At 73.7% G+C, this 17,109-nt stretch carries 18 protein-coding genes, 1 rRNA gene and 1 pseudogene; 10 read left to right on the plus strand and 10 right to left on the minus strand.

Annotation, left to right across the window (positions count from 1 at the left end; all coding sequences use genetic code 11):
• Window positions 1-2,508, minus strand: a complete 2,508-nt coding sequence (locus GA0070564_RS19620; protein WP_091610234.1) for an AMP-binding protein — start codon at window positions 2,506-2,508, stop codon at window positions 1-3.
• A 156-nt stretch (window positions 2,509-2,664) separates the two neighbouring features.
• On the minus strand, window positions 2,665-3,126 hold the full coding sequence (locus GA0070564_RS19625) for a hypothetical protein (RefSeq protein WP_091610236.1): 462 nt from the start codon (window positions 3,124-3,126) through the stop codon (window positions 2,665-2,667).
• A gap of 153 nt (window positions 3,127-3,279) precedes the next feature.
• On the opposite strand from GA0070564_RS19625, the gene GA0070564_RS19630 reads away from it, so the two are divergent.
• From GA0070564_RS19630 to GA0070564_RS19640, 3 genes are all read left to right on the plus strand, one after another.
• Window positions 3,280-3,897 (plus strand): DNA-3-methyladenine glycosylase, encoded by a 618-nt coding sequence (locus GA0070564_RS19630; RefSeq protein WP_091610239.1) that lies wholly within the window; start codon window positions 3,280-3,282, stop codon window positions 3,895-3,897.
• 123 nt (window positions 3,898-4,020) lie between these two features.
• Window positions 4,021-5,118, plus strand: coding sequence for an LLM class flavin-dependent oxidoreductase (locus tag GA0070564_RS19635; RefSeq protein ID WP_091610242.1), 1,098 nt, complete (start codon window positions 4,021-4,023; stop codon window positions 5,116-5,118).
• Window positions 5,115-5,738, plus strand: a complete 624-nt coding sequence (locus GA0070564_RS19640) for a CE1759 family FMN reductase (RefSeq protein ID WP_091610244.1) — start codon at window positions 5,115-5,117, stop codon at window positions 5,736-5,738. The genes GA0070564_RS19635 and GA0070564_RS19640 overlap by 4 nt, the downstream gene beginning before the upstream one ends.
• Before the next feature lie 4 nt (window positions 5,739-5,742).
• On the opposite strand, the gene GA0070564_RS19645 is transcribed toward GA0070564_RS19640, so the two are convergent.
• Window positions 5,743-6,618 (minus strand): universal stress protein, encoded by an 876-nt coding sequence (locus GA0070564_RS19645; protein ID WP_091610247.1) that lies wholly within the window; start codon window positions 6,616-6,618, stop codon window positions 5,743-5,745.
• A 186-nt stretch (window positions 6,619-6,804) separates the two neighbouring features.
• Window positions 6,805-7,701 (minus strand): universal stress protein, encoded by an 897-nt coding sequence (locus GA0070564_RS19650; RefSeq protein WP_091610250.1) that lies wholly within the window; start codon window positions 7,699-7,701, stop codon window positions 6,805-6,807.
• 149 nt (window positions 7,702-7,850) lie between these two features.
• Here GA0070564_RS19650 and GA0070564_RS19655 point away from each other — a divergent pair, with 149 nt between their 5' ends.
• Window positions 7,851-8,267 (plus strand): Hsp20/alpha crystallin family protein, encoded by a 417-nt coding sequence (locus GA0070564_RS19655; protein WP_091610253.1) that lies wholly within the window; start codon window positions 7,851-7,853, stop codon window positions 8,265-8,267.
• A gap of 100 nt (window positions 8,268-8,367) precedes the next feature.
• Window positions 8,368-8,838 (plus strand): cyclic nucleotide-binding domain-containing protein, encoded by a 471-nt coding sequence (locus tag GA0070564_RS19660; protein WP_091610255.1) that lies wholly within the window; start codon window positions 8,368-8,370, stop codon window positions 8,836-8,838.
• 190 nt (window positions 8,839-9,028) lie between these two features.
• Here GA0070564_RS19660 and GA0070564_RS19665 read toward each other — a convergent pair whose 3' ends face one another.
• Both GA0070564_RS19665 and GA0070564_RS19670 read right to left on the minus strand, forming a co-directional pair.
• Window positions 9,029-9,373 (minus strand): hypothetical protein, encoded by a 345-nt coding sequence (locus GA0070564_RS19665; protein ID WP_245670107.1) that lies wholly within the window; start codon window positions 9,371-9,373, stop codon window positions 9,029-9,031.
• Window positions 9,374-9,453: 80 nt separating this feature from the next.
• Window positions 9,454-9,699 (minus strand): annotated as a pseudogene (locus tag GA0070564_RS19670) (PEP/pyruvate-binding domain-containing protein); the annotation flags it as partial.
• Window positions 9,700-9,830: 131 nt separating this feature from the next.
• Between GA0070564_RS19670 and GA0070564_RS19675 the strand changes: the two are divergent.
• From GA0070564_RS19675 to GA0070564_RS19685, 3 genes are all read left to right on the plus strand, one after another.
• Window positions 9,831-10,334 carry a GNAT family N-acetyltransferase gene (locus GA0070564_RS19675; protein WP_091610403.1) on the plus strand — a complete coding sequence of 168 codons (504 nt, stop codon included), beginning with the start codon at window positions 9,831-9,833 and terminating at the stop codon, window positions 10,332-10,334.
• Window positions 10,335-10,343: 9 nt separating this feature from the next.
• On the plus strand, window positions 10,344-10,976 hold the full coding sequence (locus tag GA0070564_RS19680) for a hypothetical protein (RefSeq protein ID WP_091610258.1): 633 nt from the start codon (window positions 10,344-10,346) through the stop codon (window positions 10,974-10,976).
• Window positions 10,977-11,106: 130 nt separating this feature from the next.
• The gene (locus GA0070564_RS19685) at window positions 11,107-12,435 is read left to right on the plus strand and encodes a hemolysin family protein (protein ID WP_091610260.1); all 1,329 of its coding nucleotides are present in this window, start codon (window positions 11,107-11,109) and stop codon (window positions 12,433-12,435) included.
• A gap of 79 nt (window positions 12,436-12,514) precedes the next feature.
• Here GA0070564_RS19685 and GA0070564_RS19690 read toward each other — a convergent pair whose 3' ends face one another.
• From GA0070564_RS19690 to GA0070564_RS19705, 4 genes are all read right to left on the minus strand, one after another.
• Complete coding sequence (locus tag GA0070564_RS19690) at window positions 12,515-12,832, minus strand: PRC-barrel domain-containing protein (protein ID WP_091610261.1); 318 nt, start codon at window positions 12,830-12,832, stop codon at window positions 12,515-12,517.
• Window positions 12,819-13,199: a hypothetical protein gene (locus GA0070564_RS19695; RefSeq protein ID WP_091610263.1), complete on the minus strand. Its 381-nt coding sequence runs from the start codon at window positions 13,197-13,199 to the stop codon at window positions 12,819-12,821. The genes GA0070564_RS19690 and GA0070564_RS19695 overlap by 14 nt, the downstream gene beginning before the upstream one ends.
• On the minus strand, window positions 13,196-14,422 hold the full coding sequence (locus tag GA0070564_RS19700; protein WP_091610267.1) for an NRAMP family divalent metal transporter: 1,227 nt from the start codon (window positions 14,420-14,422) through the stop codon (window positions 13,196-13,198). Before GA0070564_RS19700 ends, GA0070564_RS19695 begins: the two co-directional genes overlap by 4 nt.
• A gap of 105 nt (window positions 14,423-14,527) precedes the next feature.
• Complete coding sequence (locus GA0070564_RS19705; RefSeq protein ID WP_176730750.1) at window positions 14,528-14,911, minus strand: PaaI family thioesterase; 384 nt, start codon at window positions 14,909-14,911, stop codon at window positions 14,528-14,530.
• A gap of 108 nt (window positions 14,912-15,019) precedes the next feature.
• Between GA0070564_RS19705 and tyrS the strand changes: the two genes are divergently transcribed.
• Both tyrS and GA0070564_RS19715 read left to right on the plus strand, forming a co-directional pair.
• On the plus strand, window positions 15,020-16,303 hold the full coding sequence (tyrS, locus tag GA0070564_RS19710) for a tyrosine--tRNA ligase (RefSeq protein ID WP_091610405.1): 1,284 nt from the start codon (window positions 15,020-15,022) through the stop codon (window positions 16,301-16,303).
• Between the two features lie 647 nt (window positions 16,304-16,950).
• Window positions 16,951-17,109 (plus strand): 16S ribosomal RNA (locus GA0070564_RS19715); the annotation flags it as partial.

Genomic DNA, 17,109 nt, shown 5'->3' on the forward strand with positions numbered 1-17,109 from the left:
TCAACGACCCGTTTTCAACCTTTCGTTGAAAATCTGTCGGACCCGCTCCACGGCCAGCCCGTACGCCACCCCGACCGCCAGCGCGGCGGCCAGCGCCAGCAGCGGCCGGTCCCGCAGGTGCGGGTAGACCTGCCAGTGGGTCAGGTAGACGTAGAGCGAGCTGCCGGCGAGCACCCCGGCCAGTCGGTTCACCGGTCCCACGCTCGGCACGGTGGGCAGCCAGACCAGCAGCGCGAACCCGGCGACGATCAGCGCCTCCCGGGCCGGCTCGCCGAAGAACCCCGGCACGGTGGCCGCCGCCGCCACGGTGACCAGCAGCCGCTGCGCGACGCCGCGGGCCCGGGCCGCCGCCCAGCCGAGGGCGAAGAGCCAGCACGCCACCACGCCGCCGGGCAGGTCGTAGCGGGCATCGAGGCCGAACACGTCGTACCGGCCGAGCAGGCCCAGCCCGGCGAGCGTGACCGGCAGCGCGAACGGGAACCGCCGCTCGCAGCGGTCCACCGCGGGCAGCGCGAGCAGGGCGCCGGTGCCCACCAGGACGTAGACCAGCCCCTCGATGAACCAGAAGTGCCACTCGGTGCGACCGTCGGCCGGCCCGACCAGGCTGTTGACCAGCAGCAGGGTGCTCAGCCGGTACTGGTCGGTGAGCAGCAGCACCGCCGCGATCCAGGCCATGGTGGGCAGCACGATCCGGGTCAGTCCGGCCCGGATCTGTCGCAGCCGGTCCCGCCGGTCGACGTCGGTGAGCTGGAACCGGGCGAAGTTGAACCCGGCCACCGCCAGCAGCAGGTGCGCGCCGCCGGTGAGGTGGAACAGCGGGATGTGCGAGCCGACGATCAGCACGATCGCCGCCGCCCGCAGGGCGACGCTGGTCTCCAGCGCGCGCCGCCGGGGTCGCGCGGCGGGCGGGGCGGGCAGCGCGGCGATCGGCAGCGTGTGCCAGTCCGGCGGGAGCTGCCCGAGGACCCGTTCCAGCCGGACCGACATCTCGACGTAGGACAGCGAGTCGCCACCCAGGTCGACGAAGCTGTGCTCGCCGGTGACGTCGGTGCGGTCCAGCACCTCGGCGTAGAGCCGGCACAGGTCGTCGTCGGCCCCGGTGGGGAGGGCGTTCGGCGTGGCGTCGGCCAGCGCCCGCAGCGCCGGGTGGTCGACCTTGCCGCTGGCCAGTCGGGGCAGCTCGGCCAGCGGCAGCACCCGGACGACCCGGGGCGGCAGGCCGATCTCGTCGGCGACCAGCCGGCGGACCCGCCGGGCGTCGGCCCCGCCGACCGCCGCGACCAGCAGTTCGTCGTCGGCGCCCAGGCAGGCCGCCGGCACTCCGTGCCGGGCGAGCAGCGCCTCGACGGCCTGCGGGTCCACCCGCAGGCCGAGGATCTTGGCGAACCGGCTGCGCCGGCCGACCAGCTCCCAGAGGCCGTCCGGGCCGCGGCGGGCCAGGTCGCCGGTGTGCAGCTCGGCGACGGTACGCCCCGACGCCAGGTCGGCCGGGCGCTCGGCGTAGCCGAGCATCACGTTGTCGCCGGCGTACACCAGCTCGCCGACGCCCTCGGGCTGGTCGGGCACGGGGGCCAGGCGCAGCGTGCCACCGGGGACCGGCACCCCGATCGCCTCCGGGCGGGTCAGGGCCAGGTCGGGCGGCAGGTACGCCATCCGCGCGGTCGCCTCGGTCTGGCCGTACATGACGAAGAGGTCCCAGCCGGCGCGCCGGCCCAGCTCGGCGTAGCGGCGCGCGGTCCCCGGGTCGAGTCGGCCGCCGGCCTGGGTGAGGTAGCGCAGGTGCGGCAGCTCCATCGCCGCGAAGCCGACCCGGTCCAGCAGCTCGAAGGTGTACGGCACGGCGGCGAACGTGCTGCCGCGGGCGGTGCGGAACAGCTCCCAGAAGCAGCGGTCGGCGACCGACAGGTCGGTGAGGATCAGCGCGGCACCCCGGGCCAGGTGGCTGTTGACCACGGAGAGCCCGTAGCAGTAGTGCAGCGGCAGGGTGGTCGCCGCCCGGTCGGTCTCCCGGATGCCCAGGTAGGTGGCGATCGACTCGGCGTTGGCCTGGATGTTCGTCGCGGAGAGCCGGACCAGCTTCGGTGAGCCGGTCGAGCCGGAGGTGCTGAGCAGCAGGGCCAGCTCCGGGTGCAGCTCGTGGGCGCTGCCGTCGCGGCGCTCGTCGATCCGCCATGCCCCGTCCACCGGCCCGATCACCACGTCGGGGTCGTACGCCTCGACCAGCGCCCGGGTCGCCGGTCCACCGCCCGGCACCAGCAGGACGGGGTGGCCGCCGTGCAGCCCGGCCAGGTACGCGACCAGCGCGTCGACGGTGTTCGCCCCGGCGACGAGGACCAGGCGCCGGGTGGTTCCGAGCCGGTGGGCGGTCTCCGCGACCCGGGCGGCGAGGTCGGCGTAGGAGAGGGTGCCGTCGGCGGTGACCACGGCCGGGCGGTCACCGTGGGTGGCCAGATCGCGGACGAACGGCACGGCGCCGGTGGCCGGCAGCAGCTCGGGCGGGGACGTCACGCCGACAGACTCTAAGGTAAGGCTGCCCTAATCTGTAGTGCCGGGGGCCGGTCCGGCGCACGCCGGGCGGCGTGGATCACGCCGCCCGGCGTGGCCTGGGACCGCCGCCGGGACCACCCGCCACGTGGTCCCGCCGACCTGTCGCTGCGGGGCCGGTCAGGCCTTCTGCAGCCGGGTCAGCTCCGCGTCCGAGGCGAAGCTGCACTCGTTGCCGAACGCGTCGCAGGCCTGGGCCTCCGCCGTGGCGTACACCTCGCGAGGCAGGAACCGCTGACCCTCCGCCGTCACGGTCACCACCAGGTTCTGAGCCGTACCGTCGCAGGTCAGCGGGACGCTGCCCCGGGCGGTGATGACGTCCTGACCGCGGGTCTGCCGCAGGTTAACGCCGACGTAGGAGATCGCCGGCGAGGCCCCCGAGCAGGTGATCGAGACCGGAACGTACGCCACGAGCCCGTTGCCGTCGAGGGTCAGCGGGCCGCCGATCTCGAACGACTGGATGAAGCCCGGGTCGGCCAGGGTGCCCGCCTCGGCGGCCTGGGCCGGGACGGCGAAGGAGGCTGCCGCGCCCAGGGCGAGGGCGACGGCGGCGAGCGGGGCGTGGATGCGGGACAGCTTCATGCGGAGGCCTTCCGAAGAGGTGGACGTCGCGTGCTGGCGACACCGGTTACACCACTTGCCCCCGGGTGCGGTTGCGTCGGCTGGCCGACACTTCGCCGCGCCCGGCGGATATCGTCGGTGGATGCCCAGCCCCGCCCTCCGGAGCCGAACCGCGTGACCGGGACCGACCTCGCCCCGCTGGCCCAGCTGCTCGCCGGGCCGGTGGTGCCGGCCGCCCGCGGCCTGCTCGGCTGCCTGCTGCACGCCGGTGACGTCACCGTCCGGATCACCGAGGTGGAGGCGTACGCGGGCACGGCCGGCGACCCGGCCTCGCACGCCCACCGGGGACGCACCCCCCGCAACGCGGTGATGTTCGGTCCCGCCGGGCACGCCTACGTCTACTTCACCTACGGCATGCACTGGTGCATGAACGTGGTGACCGGCCCGGACGGCGAGGCGTCCGCGGTGCTGCTGCGCGCCGGCGAGGTGGTCGACGGCCTCGACGTGGCCCGGCTCCGCCGTCCCGCCGTACGCCGGGAGGTGGACCTGGCGCGCGGCCCCGCCCGGCTCTGCGCCGCCCTCGGCATCGACCGCTCCGCGTACGGCCTCGACCTGCTCGCCGACGGCCCGGTGCGGCTGCGCCCGGCACCGGCCCCGGTGCCCGAGGCGGCGATCTCCGCCGGCCCCCGGGTCGGGGTGACCGGCGCGCACGACGTGCCGTGGCGGTTCTGGCTCACCGGCGACCCGACGGTGAGCGCCTACCGCCGGCACGTCCCGCGCGCCCGCCGCTAGACCGTCGGGCCGGGTCGCAAGGGCCACCCTCCGCCGCCCCGCCCGACGGAATAGTTGACTCGTCAAATATGTTGTCCGCGGGGTACAGGTCAGACCGACCCGGTCGGAGACGAGGAGCAGGTCATGCAGTTCGGGATCTTCACCGTCGGCGACGTCACCGTCGACCCGACCACCGGCCGGGAGCCGACCGAGCACGAGCGGATCAAGGCGATGGTGGCCATCGCGGTCAAGGCCGAGGAGGTCGGTCTCGACGTCTTCGCCACCGGCGAGCACCACAACCCGCCCTTCGTCCCGTCCTCGCCGACCACCCTGCTCGGCCACATTGCCGCCCGCACCGAGCGGCTGCTGCTCTCCACCTCGACCACGCTGATCACCACCAACGACCCGGTGAAGATCGCCGAGGACTACGCCATGCTGCAACACCTGGCCGACGGCCGGGTCGACCTGATGATGGGCCGCGGCAACACCGGCCCGGTCTACCCCTGGTTCGGGCAGGACATCCGCAACGGCATCCCCCTCGCCATCGAGAACTACGACCTGCTGCACCGGTTGTGGCGCGAGGACGTGGTCGACTGGAAGGGGCGGTTCCGCACCCCGTTGCAGTCGTTCACCTCCACCCCGCGCCCGCTCGACGGCGTACCGCCGTTCGTCTGGCACGGCTCGATCCGCAGCCCCGAGATCGCCGAGCAGGCCGCGTACTACGGTGACGGCTTCTTCGCCAACCACATCTTCTGGCCCGCCGAGCACACCCAGCGGATGGTCGGGCTCTACCGGCAGCGCTTCGCCCACTACGGCCACGGCACGCCCGAGCAGGCCATCGTCGGCCTCGGCGGCCAGGTCTTCCTGCGGCGCAACTCCCAGGACGCGGTCCGCGAGTTCCGGCCGTACTTCGACAACGCCCCGGTCTACGGGCACGGGCCGTCGCTGGAGGAGTTCACCCGGGAGACCCCGCTGACCGTGGGCAGCCCGCAACAGGTCATCGACCGGACGCTGGGCTTCCGCGAGTACGTCGGCGACTACCAGCGCCAGCTGTTCCTCGTCGACCACGCCGGCCTGCCGCTGAAGACCGTCCTGGAGCAGCTCGACCTGCTCGGCGAGGAGGTCGTCCCGGTGCTGCGCAAGGAGTTCGACGCGCTGCGTCCCGCGCACGTGCCCGAGGCGCCCACCCACGCCTCCCTGCTGGCCGCCCGCGACGCCGCCGCCATGGACGCCGTCCGATGAGTACGCGCACGCTGGCCGTGGTCTCCGCCGGCCTCTCCCAGCCCTCCTCGACCCGACTGCTCGCCGACCAGCTCGCCGCGGCCGCCCGCGACGAGCTGGTCCGGCGCGGCGCCCAGGTGGAGCTGCGGGTGATCGAGCTGCGCGACCACGCCCACGACGTGGTCAACCACCTGCTCACCGGGTTCCCGCCGGCGCCGCTGCGCGAGGCCCTCGACGCGGTGGCCGCTGCCGACGGCGTCGTCGCCGTCACTCCGATCTTCAACGCCTCCTACAACGGGCTCTACAAGTCCTTCTTCGACGTGCTGGACGACAGGGCGCTGGTGGACAAGCCGGTGCTGATCGGCGCCACCGGCGGCACCGCCCGGCACTCGCTGGCCCTGGAGCACGCCGTCCGGCCGATGTTCGCCTACCTGCGGGCGGTGGTGGTCCCCACCGCCGTCTTCGCCGCCGGTGAGGACTGGTCCGGCGGCGGCCCCGACGGCGCGCTGCGCGGCCGGGTGCTGCGCGCCGGCGCGGAACTGGCCGACCAGGTCGACCGGCGCCCGCCGGCCACCGGACCGGCCGACCCGTTCGCGCTCACCACCGACTTCGCCCAGCTGCTCGGCCGCCGCGACGACTGACCGGTCAGTCCGGGTACGGATGGGCGACCAGCACCGGGCAGTGCGCGTGCTGGAGCACCGTCTGGCTGACCGAGCCGAGCAGCATCCCGGCGAACCCGCCCCGACCCCGGGTGCCCACCACCAGCACCGACGCCTCCCCGCTCGCGGTCACCAGGCCCTGCGCCGGGGTGCCCGCCCGGACCGGGTGCTCCCGCACCGACAGCTCCGGGTGGCCCTCGCGGGCGGCGGCGGACGCCTCGGCGAGCAGCCGCACCGCCCGGGCGTGGTACGCGGCCTGCTCCTCCTCGACCTCCTCCGGCACCGGACGGTCCCCGTCCGGCGGTCCCACGTGCACCAGCACCAGCGCGTTGCCGCGCCGGGCCGCCTCGTCGGCGGCGTACCGGGCGGCCAGCGCCGCGGCCGGCGAACCGTCCACCCCCACCACCACCGGCCCGTCCACCGGGATCGGCTGCTCGTCGGGGCGGACCACCAGCACCGGGCAGTGCGCGTGCGCGGCCACCTGGCCACTGACCGAACCGAGCAGCAGCCCGGCGAAGCCACCCAACCCCCGGCTGCCCACCACCACCAGCTCGGCCCGGCGGGACTCCTCGACCAGCGTCGCGCCCGGCCCACCGGCCACCTGCCGCGCCGACACCCGCAGCCCCCGCCACCGCCCGGCCAGGTCGTCCGCCGTGCGCTGCACCATCCGCTGCGCCTCGTCCGTCGGCTCCGGCACCCCCAGGTCGTACGGGTTGAGCGGCACGCCGTAACCGAGCGGGTGCAGATAGCCGTGCACCAGCTCCAACGGCCGGCCGCGCAGGGTGGCGGCCCGCGCCGCGTGCTCGGCGGCGACCAGGCTGGACGGTGATCCGTCGACCCCCACCACGACAGGACGTTCCATGCGGCTCCCTCTCGCTCGGTTGCGGCCATTGTCGACCGGCTCGCCCGCCGGGTCGGGCAGATCGGGGCACGACGCGCCGCCGCGCACCCCGGTCCGGCCGTACCCCAGCTCCGGCCGGACGCGGCGACCGCGGACGCGACGCCGCGCCGGCCGGGGGAGCGGCCGGCGCGGCGCGGTCGATCGAACTCAGCGGCGACCGAGGTCCCGGCGGTGCCGGACGATCGCCAGCGGGCTGCGGGCGTGGTGCAGCAGGGCGTGGCTGACCGAGCCGAGCAGGGTGCCGGCCAGGCCACCGCGGCCGTGCGCGCCGAGCACGGTCAGCTGCGCGTCGGTGGACTCCTCGACCAGCGCCCGGGCCGCCGGGGCGGCCACCAGTTTCGTCCGCACCGGCACCTGCGGGTAGCGCTCGGCGAAGCCGGCCAGCGACTCGGCGAGCACCCGCTCCTCCTCGGCGCGCAGCTCCTGCGGGTCGTACACCATCGGCACGATGTCGCCCGGGCCGACCGCCGTCGGGTAGAGCCACGCGTGCACCGCGACCAGCCGGGTGTCGCGCTGCGCGGCCTCGGCGAACGCGAAGCCCAACGCCTCGGTGGAGAGCGCCGAGCCGTCCACCCCGACCACCACCGGGCCGTCGGCGCGGGCCTCGCCGCGGACCACCAGCACCGGGCAGTCGGCGTGCGCGGTGACGTGCACGGTCACCGAACCGATCAGCAGCTCCGCGAAGCCGCCAAGGCCACGGTGGCCGAGCACCAGCAGCGCCGCGTCCCGCGACTCACGCACCAGCACCGCCGTCGGGCCGCCGTCGCAGAGCCGACCGGTGACCGGCACCTCCGGGGCGACCTTGGTCGCCTCCTCCACCGCCTCGTCGACCGTACGCTGCGCCGCCGCGCGGACAGCGTCGTCGCTGCACACCACCGGCACCGGGCCGAGCGGCGTGCCGAGCAGCGGCCACCCGAAGGCGTGCACCACCCGCAGCGGCCGGTGCCGGTCCGCCGCCTCCCGGGCGGCCACCCGCACCGCCTCCAGTGCCGAGCCGGAACCGTCCACGCCCACCACCACGGGCGCACCCGTCCTGCTGGTCATCACGACCTCCTTCGTCCACCTCCAGCCTGCCCGCCGGCGACCCCCGCGGGCAGGGGCGTAGCGCCTTGCCGGGCCGGGACCAACGGCCCTGACCGGCCGGGCCCGGCCGGAGTGGGATGGAGCCAGGACGAGCGACAAGGAGGTCGACGATGTCCACCGTCACGACGTTCCGGGGCGGCACGATCGCGCCGTTCGACTGGACGAACCTCTCCTGGTTCCCGCTGCGGGCGCCGACGATCCGGGTCGAGGACCACCTCGACGGGGACCGGTACGTGGTGCGCGCCGAGCTGCCGGGGATCGACCCGGGCAAGGACGTCCGGATCACCCGTACCGGCGAGAACCTGCGCCTGGACGTGGTCCGGCGGGAGAGCCACGCGGACAAGGTCCGCTCGGAGTTCCACTACGGCTCCTTCTCCCGCCTGATCCCGTTGCCCGCGGGCGTCGAGCCGGAGACCATCGCCGCCCGGTACGCCGACGGCATCCTGGAGATCAGCGCCACCGTCGGCGAACCCGAGCCGACCCCGCGCGAGATCCCGGTGACCGTGGAGCACACCGGGAAGCGGTGAACCGAACCCGGGGCCCCGGCCAACCGCCACGCCCCGGTGAACCCGACCGAAGGGGCCCGGCCGCCGGCCGGGCCCTGACCGCCACCCGAGGAGCCCGCCGATGACCCCGCTGGAACTGCTCCGCGACCACCCCTTCCTCGCCGACCTGCCCGAGCGGTGGCTGCCGCCGCTGACCGCGTACGCCCGGCCGGTGGTGTGGCACCCCGGCCACCGGCTGTTCCGCGCCGGCCAACCGGCCGAACGGTTCTGGCTGATCCGCGGCGGCGAGGTGGCGCTGGACTTCCCGGTGCCCGGCCGCGGGGACGTCGGCATCGAGACGGTCGGCCCGGGCGGGGTGCTCGGCTGGTCGTGGCTCTTCCCGCCGTACCGGTGGCAGTTCGGGGCGGTGGCCGCGCGGCGCACCACGACGGTGGAGTTCAGCGCGGCCGGCGTACGGCGGCTGATGGCCGGCGACGACACCCTGGGCCGCGACCTGACCGGCCGGTTCATGGCCGTGGTGGTGGACCGGTTGCAGGCCTCCCGGGTCCGGCTGCTCGACCTGTACGGCTACCCGACCTCCTCGGCCGGTTGACCGGGCGGCGACGTCGACGGTGTCCCACCACGTCCCGCCGGTGAAACCCCGCGTCGGGTCGAGACCAGAGACCCCCGGCCGGGTCTCGGGACGCGGGTGACCGCCCCGGGCGGGCGTGGCCGTTGTGGGAGGACCACCACACCCGGCCGGGACGGTCGGTCGGTGGCGCCGCGCGCGGCGCGTACCCGGGTCAGCGTTCGATCACCAGCCTTCGGGCCCGCAGCACGCGAGCCCACCAGGGCCGGCGGCGGGCCGGCCGAAGCGCGGGCGCCCGGGTCCCGCGCAGGCTCACCCAGCCGCCGGGGCCCATGGTGACCGCGCCGATCGCCGGCGGCCGGCGGCGGCCCAGCACCGCCACCGCGGCGGTGAGCAGCGCGACGGCGGCCGCGCCGGCCGCCGCGGCGAGCACCTGGTCGGGGTCGTTGATCGACCGGTAGCGGACCTGGCCGCCGGTGAGCACGAACGCCCCCACGGCCCGGCCGTCGCGGGTCACCGGCACCAGCGCCGCGGCCGGCGTGCCGGGCAGCTCCAGCACCGGACCCACCGGGCGCGCCGAGGGTACGGCGGCGGCCGGCTCCGGCGCCGCCTCCACCGCCCGCCGGGGTGCCGGCGGTGCGGGTCGCCGAGCCGCCGGCCCAGCCGCGCCTCGACCTCCCGCAGGTGGGCCTTCACCTCCTCGAAGAGCCCGGCCGGCGGTGCCCCGGTGGCCAGGTAGACCCGGCAGGCGTCGGTGCTGACGGTGAAGCCCGGCGGCACCGGCAACCCGAGCCGGGTCATCTCGGCCAGGTTCGCCCCCTTGCCGCCGAGCAGGTCCGCCCGGCTCCGGTCACCCTCGATGAAGTCGTAGACGTACTTCTGCATGGTCCGGCCTCCTCGGCTGCGTCTCTCCTCTCTTGGTAGCCGGGCCGGCGGCGGCCCCGGCAGGGCCGGACGGGACATCGACCGGGCCGGAGGTCCCGACCGGGTCGGTGCGGCTGGGTATCCTCCGGCCCGTGACCAGTGAGCTGCGGCTGCGGCCGGTACGCGACGACGACCTGCCCGCCTTCTTCGCCCACCAGCAGGACGTGGAGGCGAACTGGATGGCCGCCTTCGGCCCCGCCGACCCCGCCGACCGGTCCGCCTTCGACGCGCACTGGGCGCGGATCCGCGCCGACCCGCGGATCGTCAACCGCACCGTGCTGGTCGGCGACGAGGTGGTCGGCTACGTGGCGGCCTTCCCGGTCGACGACCGGACCGAGGTCAGCTACTGGATCGACCCACGCCGGTGGGGTCGCGGCCACGCCACCGCCGCGCTGGCCGCGCTGCTGCGCGAGCTGCCGCAGCGGCCGGTGCGGGCCCGCGCCGCCAAGGACAACCGCGCCTCCCTCGCGGTGCTGCGCAAGTGCGGGTTCGTCGTGGTCGGCGAGGACTCCGGGTACGCCGCCGGCCGCGGCCGGCAGGTGCAGGAGTGGGTGCTGGAGCTGCCCGCCCACGGGGCTGACCAGCGCGACCACTAGTCTCGCGGGGTGAACTGGCTGGAACTCGTCGGCTGGGCCGGCTCCGCGCTGCTGGTCTGGTCCCTGCTGCAGACGCGCATCCTGCGGCTGCGCGCCCTGAACCTGATCGGCTGTCTGATCCTGATCGGCTACAACACCGCCGTGCAGGTGTGGCCGATGGTCGGCCTCAACGTGGTGCTCGCCGTGATCAACGTCTGGTACCTGCGCAGGATGCTCGCCACCCGGCACGACGAGCAGACCTACCAGGCGGTCGAGGTGGGCGTCGGCGACCAGTTCCTCGCCCACACCCTGCGGGTGCACGCCGCCGACATCGCCAGGTTCAACCCGGGCTTCGACTGGGACTCCCTCGGCGACGCCCGCTCGGCGTTCCTCGTGGTCAGCGCCGACGAGGTGGTCGGGGTGGTGCTCTCGCACGCCGAGGCGGACGGCGTGGCCCAGATCGACCTGGACTACGTCACCCCCCGGTTCCGGGACTTCACCCCGGGGGAGTTCGTCTTCCGGCGCAGCAGCCTCTTCACCGACCGGGGGTTCCGCCGGGTGGTCAGCCCGCCCGGGATGCGCTCCCCGTACTACCACCGGCTCGGTTTCCGGCCGGAGGGCGACGCGTACGTGCTCGACCTGCCCGCGCCGCAGCCCGCCTGACCCGCCGCCCACCCGGCCGGGTGGAGAGGATTCGCCGAGGCGTCGGCGGGGCACATGCACGGCTACGCTGGCCGGGTCCTCCGGCCGGCGCCGCCGTCCGTGGCGGTGACAGCGTGAGGGAGAGCCGGGCGTGCAGAGCTACTGGAGCCAACTGGCCCTGGTCGGAGTCCTGGTCATCGTGAACGCGCTCTTCGCGGGCAGCGAGATGGCGCTGGTCTCGCTGCGGGACAGCCAGCTCCAGCGGCTGGAGCGGACCAGCCGCGCCGGGCGTACGCTGGCCCGCCTCGCCAAGGACCCGAACCGGTTCCTGGCCACCATCCAGATCGGCATCACCCTGGCCGGCTTCCTGGCCTCCGCCGCCGCGGCGGTCTCGCTGGCCAAGCCGTTGATCCCGCTCTTCGGCTTCGCCGGCACCGCCGCCGAGACGGTCGCCATCGTGCTGGTCACCCTGGCGCTGACCTTCGTCACCCTGGTCTTCGGCGAGCTGGCCCCGAAGCGGATCGCCATGCAGTCCGCCGAGCGCTGGGCGCTGCTGGTGGCCCGACCGCTGGACATCCTGTCCACGCTCACCCGACCGGCCGTCTGGCTGCTCGGCGCCACCAGCGACATGGTCGTCCGGCTGTTCGGGCTGAACCCCAAGCACGAGCCCGACGAGATCGGCCCGGACGAGCTGCGCGACATCGTCGCCGGCAACCACGGCTTCACCAAGGAGCAGCGGACCATCATCGCCGGCGCGGTGGAGATCACCGACCGGCAGCTCAAGGCGGTCCTGGTGCCCCGGCTCCAGGTCTTCACCCTGGACAGCGGCACCACCGCGGAGGCGGCCCGGCTGGTGCTCGCCGCCACCGGCCACTCCCGCGCGCCGGTGGTCCGCCACGGCGGCCTCGACGATGCCGTCGGGGTGATCCACCTGCGGGACCTCGTCGGCGTCCCCGACGACCGGCCGGTCGATGAGATCGCGCGGCCGCCGATGCTGCTGCCCGACTCGTTGCCGGTGGTGAACGCGCTGCGCCAGTTCAAGACCGAACGGCAGCACATCGCCCTGGTGGTGGACGAGCGCGGCGCGGTCGACGGGATCGTCACCCTGGAGGACATCCTGGAGGAGATCGTCGGCGAGATCTACGACGAGACCGACCGGGACCTCGCCTCGGTCCGCACCGAGGCCGACGGCGCGCTGCTGCTGCCCGGCACCTTCCCGGTGCACGACCTGCCCGACCTGAAGGTCGAGCTGCCCGGCCGCCCGCAGGGCGACTACACCACCATCGCCGGGCTGGTCCTCACCTGCCTCGGCCACATCCCGACCGTCGCGGGGGAGAGCGTCATCGTCGACGGCTGGGAGCTGGAGGTGGCCGACATCGACCAGCGGGCCATCACCCGGGTCCGGTTGCGCCCGGCCCCCGCCGACCCCCCGGAGCAGGAGCAGAACGCGACCCCGGAGCTGGACGAGGCCCGTAGCTGACCGACCGGTCCGCGCCGGCGACCCAGCCGTCCCGGGCCGGGCGGCGCGGCCTCAGCGATCCTCGGCGGGCGGGGCAGCCTCAGCGGTCCCGGGCCGGGCGGCCGAACGGAAAGCCGGGCACCGGTGGCAGCAGCTGCACCCGGTCGGCGGGGAACTGGTGGGTGCTGCGCCCGAGCAGCCGGGCGGCCACCCGCAGCAGCCACGGGCCGGACGGGTGCAGCTCCGGCCCGATCAGCCGGTCGGTGACCCGGGTCCACCAGTGCCCGGCGACGATCACGTCGGTCACCCGCAGCCGCTCCGGTGGGAAACCGCCCCGGACCACCACGTCCACCACCCACCCGAGCCGTCGCCCGTGCAGGTCGTACGCCGGCCTGCCGAGCAGTTCACCCACTCGCACGGTCGGCCCCCGGGATCCGGTCGATGAGGTGCCGGCGCAACCAGGACTCCACCGGCGAGGGCGGCAGGTCGGCCACCGGGCAACGCAGCCGTACCGCGCTGTCCACCCGGGCGATCTGGGCCAGCGGTATCCGCAGCGGCGGCACGGGCGGCCGGTCGACGAAACGGTCGGCGACCGCCACCAGCAGCCGGCCCACCCGACCGCCGATCCGCTGCCCGAGCGCGCCCTGCCCGGTCAGCAGGAACTCCACGTACGGGTAGCCCTCCTCGTCGACGGCGAACGCGATGTCGTCGACCCGGCCGACCAGCCGGCCGTCGGAGTCGACGATCTGCCGGTCGAGCAGCTGCTTGGCGAGCTGGAGTCTCACTGTCCCATCCTCGTGATGATCGCCAACGGGATCGCCGCCACCGAGGCGGCGACGATGAGCAGCAGGAACAGCGCGCCGAGCAGGTTGTTCCACCGCCCGTTGACCCGGTCGCCCAGGTAGCCGCGGTCGTTGGCCACCACCAGGATCGGCAGGTACGTCAGCGGCAGCACCACCGCGCTGAGTACCAGCATGTACTCGGTGAGCTGCACCGGGTCGACGGCGGTCATCAGCATCAGCACCCCGAGCAGCACGCTGACCAGCAGCACGCTGTGGAACCGGGCCGCCTTGCGGGGGCTGACCCGCTTGCCCCACTGCCAGCCGAAGTACTGCGCGGCGGCGTACGCGGCCGACAGCCCGGTCTCCAGCGCGGCGCCGAAGGTGACCGCGAAGAACGCCAGCACCGCGACGGCCAGCCCCACTCCGCCGAGGGCCGTCACCACCGGCCGCGCCACCTGGTCGAGGCTGTCCACCGACGTCCCCGACGGGTGGTACGCGACAGCGGCGACGGCGATCAACGACAGCGCCAGGAAGCCACCGACCGGGAAGCCGATCAGCACGTTGGAGCGGGCCGCGGCGAGGTCGGCGGCGCTCCAGTTCTCCTCCACCCCGCCGGAGGAGAAGAAGAAGACCTCGTACGGGCTGACCGTGGAGGCGAACAGCGCCACCGCCACGAACCAGTACACCGACCAGCTCTCCCCGCCCGAGCTGACGTGCAGGCTCTGCTGGCCGAGCCGGCCCCAGTCGGTGGGCAGGGCGAACAGCGCCACGGCGAAGACCAGCAGCGCCAGCCCGGCCAGCCCGAAGACCCGCTCCATCAGCTCGAAGCGCATCCGCCACAGCACCAGCCAGACCGCCACGGCGGCCACCGGCACCCAGATCAGGTAGTGGATGCCGGAGGCGAGCTGCAACGCCAGCGCCACCCCGCCCAGTTCCGCGGCGAGGGTGAGCACGGTGACCAGCCAGGAGGCCACCAGGTTCAGCAACGCCACCCGCGGTCCCAGCCGCTCCCTGACCAGGTCGAACACCGCGCGGCCGCTCACCGCCGCGATCCGGCCGGCCATCTCCGCGTACGCGCAGATGCCGAGCACCCCGACCAGGAGCACCCAGGCGTGCGCCATGCCGAAGCGGGCGCCGGCCTGGCTGGCGGCCACCAGGTCGCCGATGTCGACGAAGCCCCCGATCGCGGAGAGGATCCCGAGGGTGGCGGCCAGCAGCCTCCTCACGGCGCATGGCGGTCGGGTGTCATCGCCGTGACGATATTCCGTACGAACCGGTCAGGTTGCGGCATTGCGCAACATCGCGCCGGCCGGTCCCCGGCCGGCAGCCGGTCAGGCGGGGGTCAGGTTCTGCAGGCGTACCTGGCCGCGGGCGACCAGCCGCTCGTCGGCGTCGGTGATCTCCACCAGCCAGAGCTGCTGGCTGCGGCCCCGGTGCACCGGGGTGCCGACGGCGGTCAGCTCCCCGTCCCGCACCGCGCGCAGGAAGTCCGTCTGGTTGGACACCCCGACCACCCGGCCCCGCTCGCCCAGCCAGAGCGAGCCGCCGATGCTGGCGGCGGTCTCCACCACCGAGCAGTACACGCCGCCGTGCTGGATGCCGAACGGCTGGTGCAGCTCGGGGCGGACCTGCCACCGGATGACCACCCGGTCACCGCTGACCTCGTCCAGCTTCAGCCCCAGCAGGGCGACGAAGCCCCCGGTCAGGTCCGGCATCTCCACGGCTGCTCCTCCTCGCTGGTGTGCGAGCCGACAGCCTAGCGGCGACGGTCGTCGGCAAACCCGGTACGGCCCCGGCCCGGTGATGGGGGAGAATCGGTGACCGTGACCGACAGCAAGCGCCCGCACGGGCGGGACTCCCTGACCGAAGACCTGCGGTGGCGGGGCCTGATCCAGGACTCCACCGGCCCCGACGAGCTGCGTGGGCTGCTCGACGGTGGGACGGCCACCTTCTACGTGGGCTTCGATCCGACCGCGCCCAGCCTGCACGTCGGCCACCTCATGCAGGTCGCCACGGCCCGCCGGCTCCAGCTCGCCGGGCACCGGCCGCTGCTGCTGGTCGGCGGGGCCACCGGGCAGATCGGCGACCCCAAGGAGAGCGCCGAGCGGACGCTCAACCCGCCGGAGGTGGTGGCCGGCTGGGTGCAGCGGATCCGTGACCAGCTCGCCCCGTTCGTGTCGTACACCGGGGAGAACGCCGCCCAGCTGGTCAACAACCTGGACTGGACCGGCCAGATGTCGGTGGTGGAGTTCCTCCGCGACGTCGGCAAGCACTTCCCGGTCAACAAGATGCTGGCCCGGGAGGTGGTCAAGGCCCGGCTGGAGAGCGGCATCAGCTTCACCGAGTTCAGCTACCAGCTGTTGCAGGCCAACGACTTCTTCGAGCTGCACCGGCGGCACGGCTGCCAGCTCCAGTACGGCGGCTCCGACCAGTGGGGCAACATCACCGCCGGCGTCGACTACGTCCGTCGGCGCGGCGCCGGGCCGGTGCAGGCGTTCACCACCCCGCTGGTCACCCGGGCGGACGGGACGAAGTTCGGCAAGACCGAGGGGGGCGCGGTCTGGCTCGATCCGGAGATGACCAGCCCGTACGCCTTCTACCAGTTCTGGGTCAACGCCGACGACCGGGACGTGACCCGTTACCTGCGCTACTTCAGCTTCCGGAGCCGCGAGGAGCTGGAGGAGCTGGAGAAGGAGACGGCGGAGCGACCGCAGGCGCGGCTGGCCCAGCGGGCGCTGGCCGAGGAGTTGACCACGCTGGTGCACGGCGAACGGGAGATGGTGCAGGCCGTCGCCGCGAGCCAGGCGCTCTTCGGTCGCGGGTCGCTGGAGGAACTCTCCCCGGAGACCCTGCGCGCGGCGCTCACCGAGGCCGGGCTGGTGCACCTGACGGAGTTGCCGGACGTCGCCGGCCTGCTCAAGGAGTCGGGCCTGGTGCCGAGCATGAAGGAGGCCCGTCGGGTGATCACCGAGGGCGGCGCGTACGTCAACAACGTCCGGGTGACCGAGGTGGACGCGGCGGTCTCCCCGGCGGACCTGCTGCACGGCCGGTACCTGGTGCTGCGTCGTGGCAAGCGCTCGTTCGCCGGTGTTGAGCTGGGCAGATAGTCCGACGTCGACGGTGTGACGGGGGACGCCCCCGGCGGATTTGACGATCAATCCGCCGGGGGCGTAACTTTCTCTCTGTCAGCGCGGAACGGACGAAACAGGCGAAAGACCTGGGAGGCCGGAGCGCCGAGACAACCCCCGAAGTCCGACGGTTCACTCCGGCGGGAAGAGGGACCGGGCGATGCCCCGGATTCGCCGCGAGGCGGATTTGGTGAGGCGGAGTCGACCGGGTAAGGTTGTCGACCGGCAGGGAAACGGACGAGCTCGCGGGAAACCGCAGGGCGGCCGGCCTGCCAAAACCACGAAGCGCCCGGCGCTAGCCGGTCAAATTGTGGTGCCCGGAATACGGGTGGAAGCATGACAAACCGCGAAACACCGGTTTGACACGGCGGAAACCACCGGGTAACGTAGTAAAAGTGCCCGGCGCGAGAGCGGCGGGGACGCGGACGAAATGCCCCGGACGGGGTCCTGCTGATGCGGGGCTGCTGGATGGTGTGTGGTTGTTCTTTGAGAACTCAACAGGGTGCTTGATAAGCCAGTGCCAATTATGATTTATACCCCGGACTGGCGACCTTTCTTCGGAGGGGTTGTTGGTTGGGATTCCTTTGGCAACACTTTTGTTGTCAGGATGATTGTTCAACAAGTTTTTGTTGGAGAGTTTGATCCTGGCTCAGGACGAACGCTGGCGGCGTGCTTAACACATGCAAGTCGAGCGGAAAGGCCCTTCGGGGTACTCGAGCGGCGAACGGGTGAGTAACACGTGAGCAACCTGCCCTAGGCTTTGGGATAACCCCGGGAAACCGGGG

The sequence above is a fragment of the Micromonospora mirobrigensis genome (assembly GCF_900091555.1).
Taxonomy (GTDB): domain Bacteria; phylum Actinomycetota; class Actinomycetes; order Mycobacteriales; family Micromonosporaceae; genus Micromonospora; species Micromonospora mirobrigensis.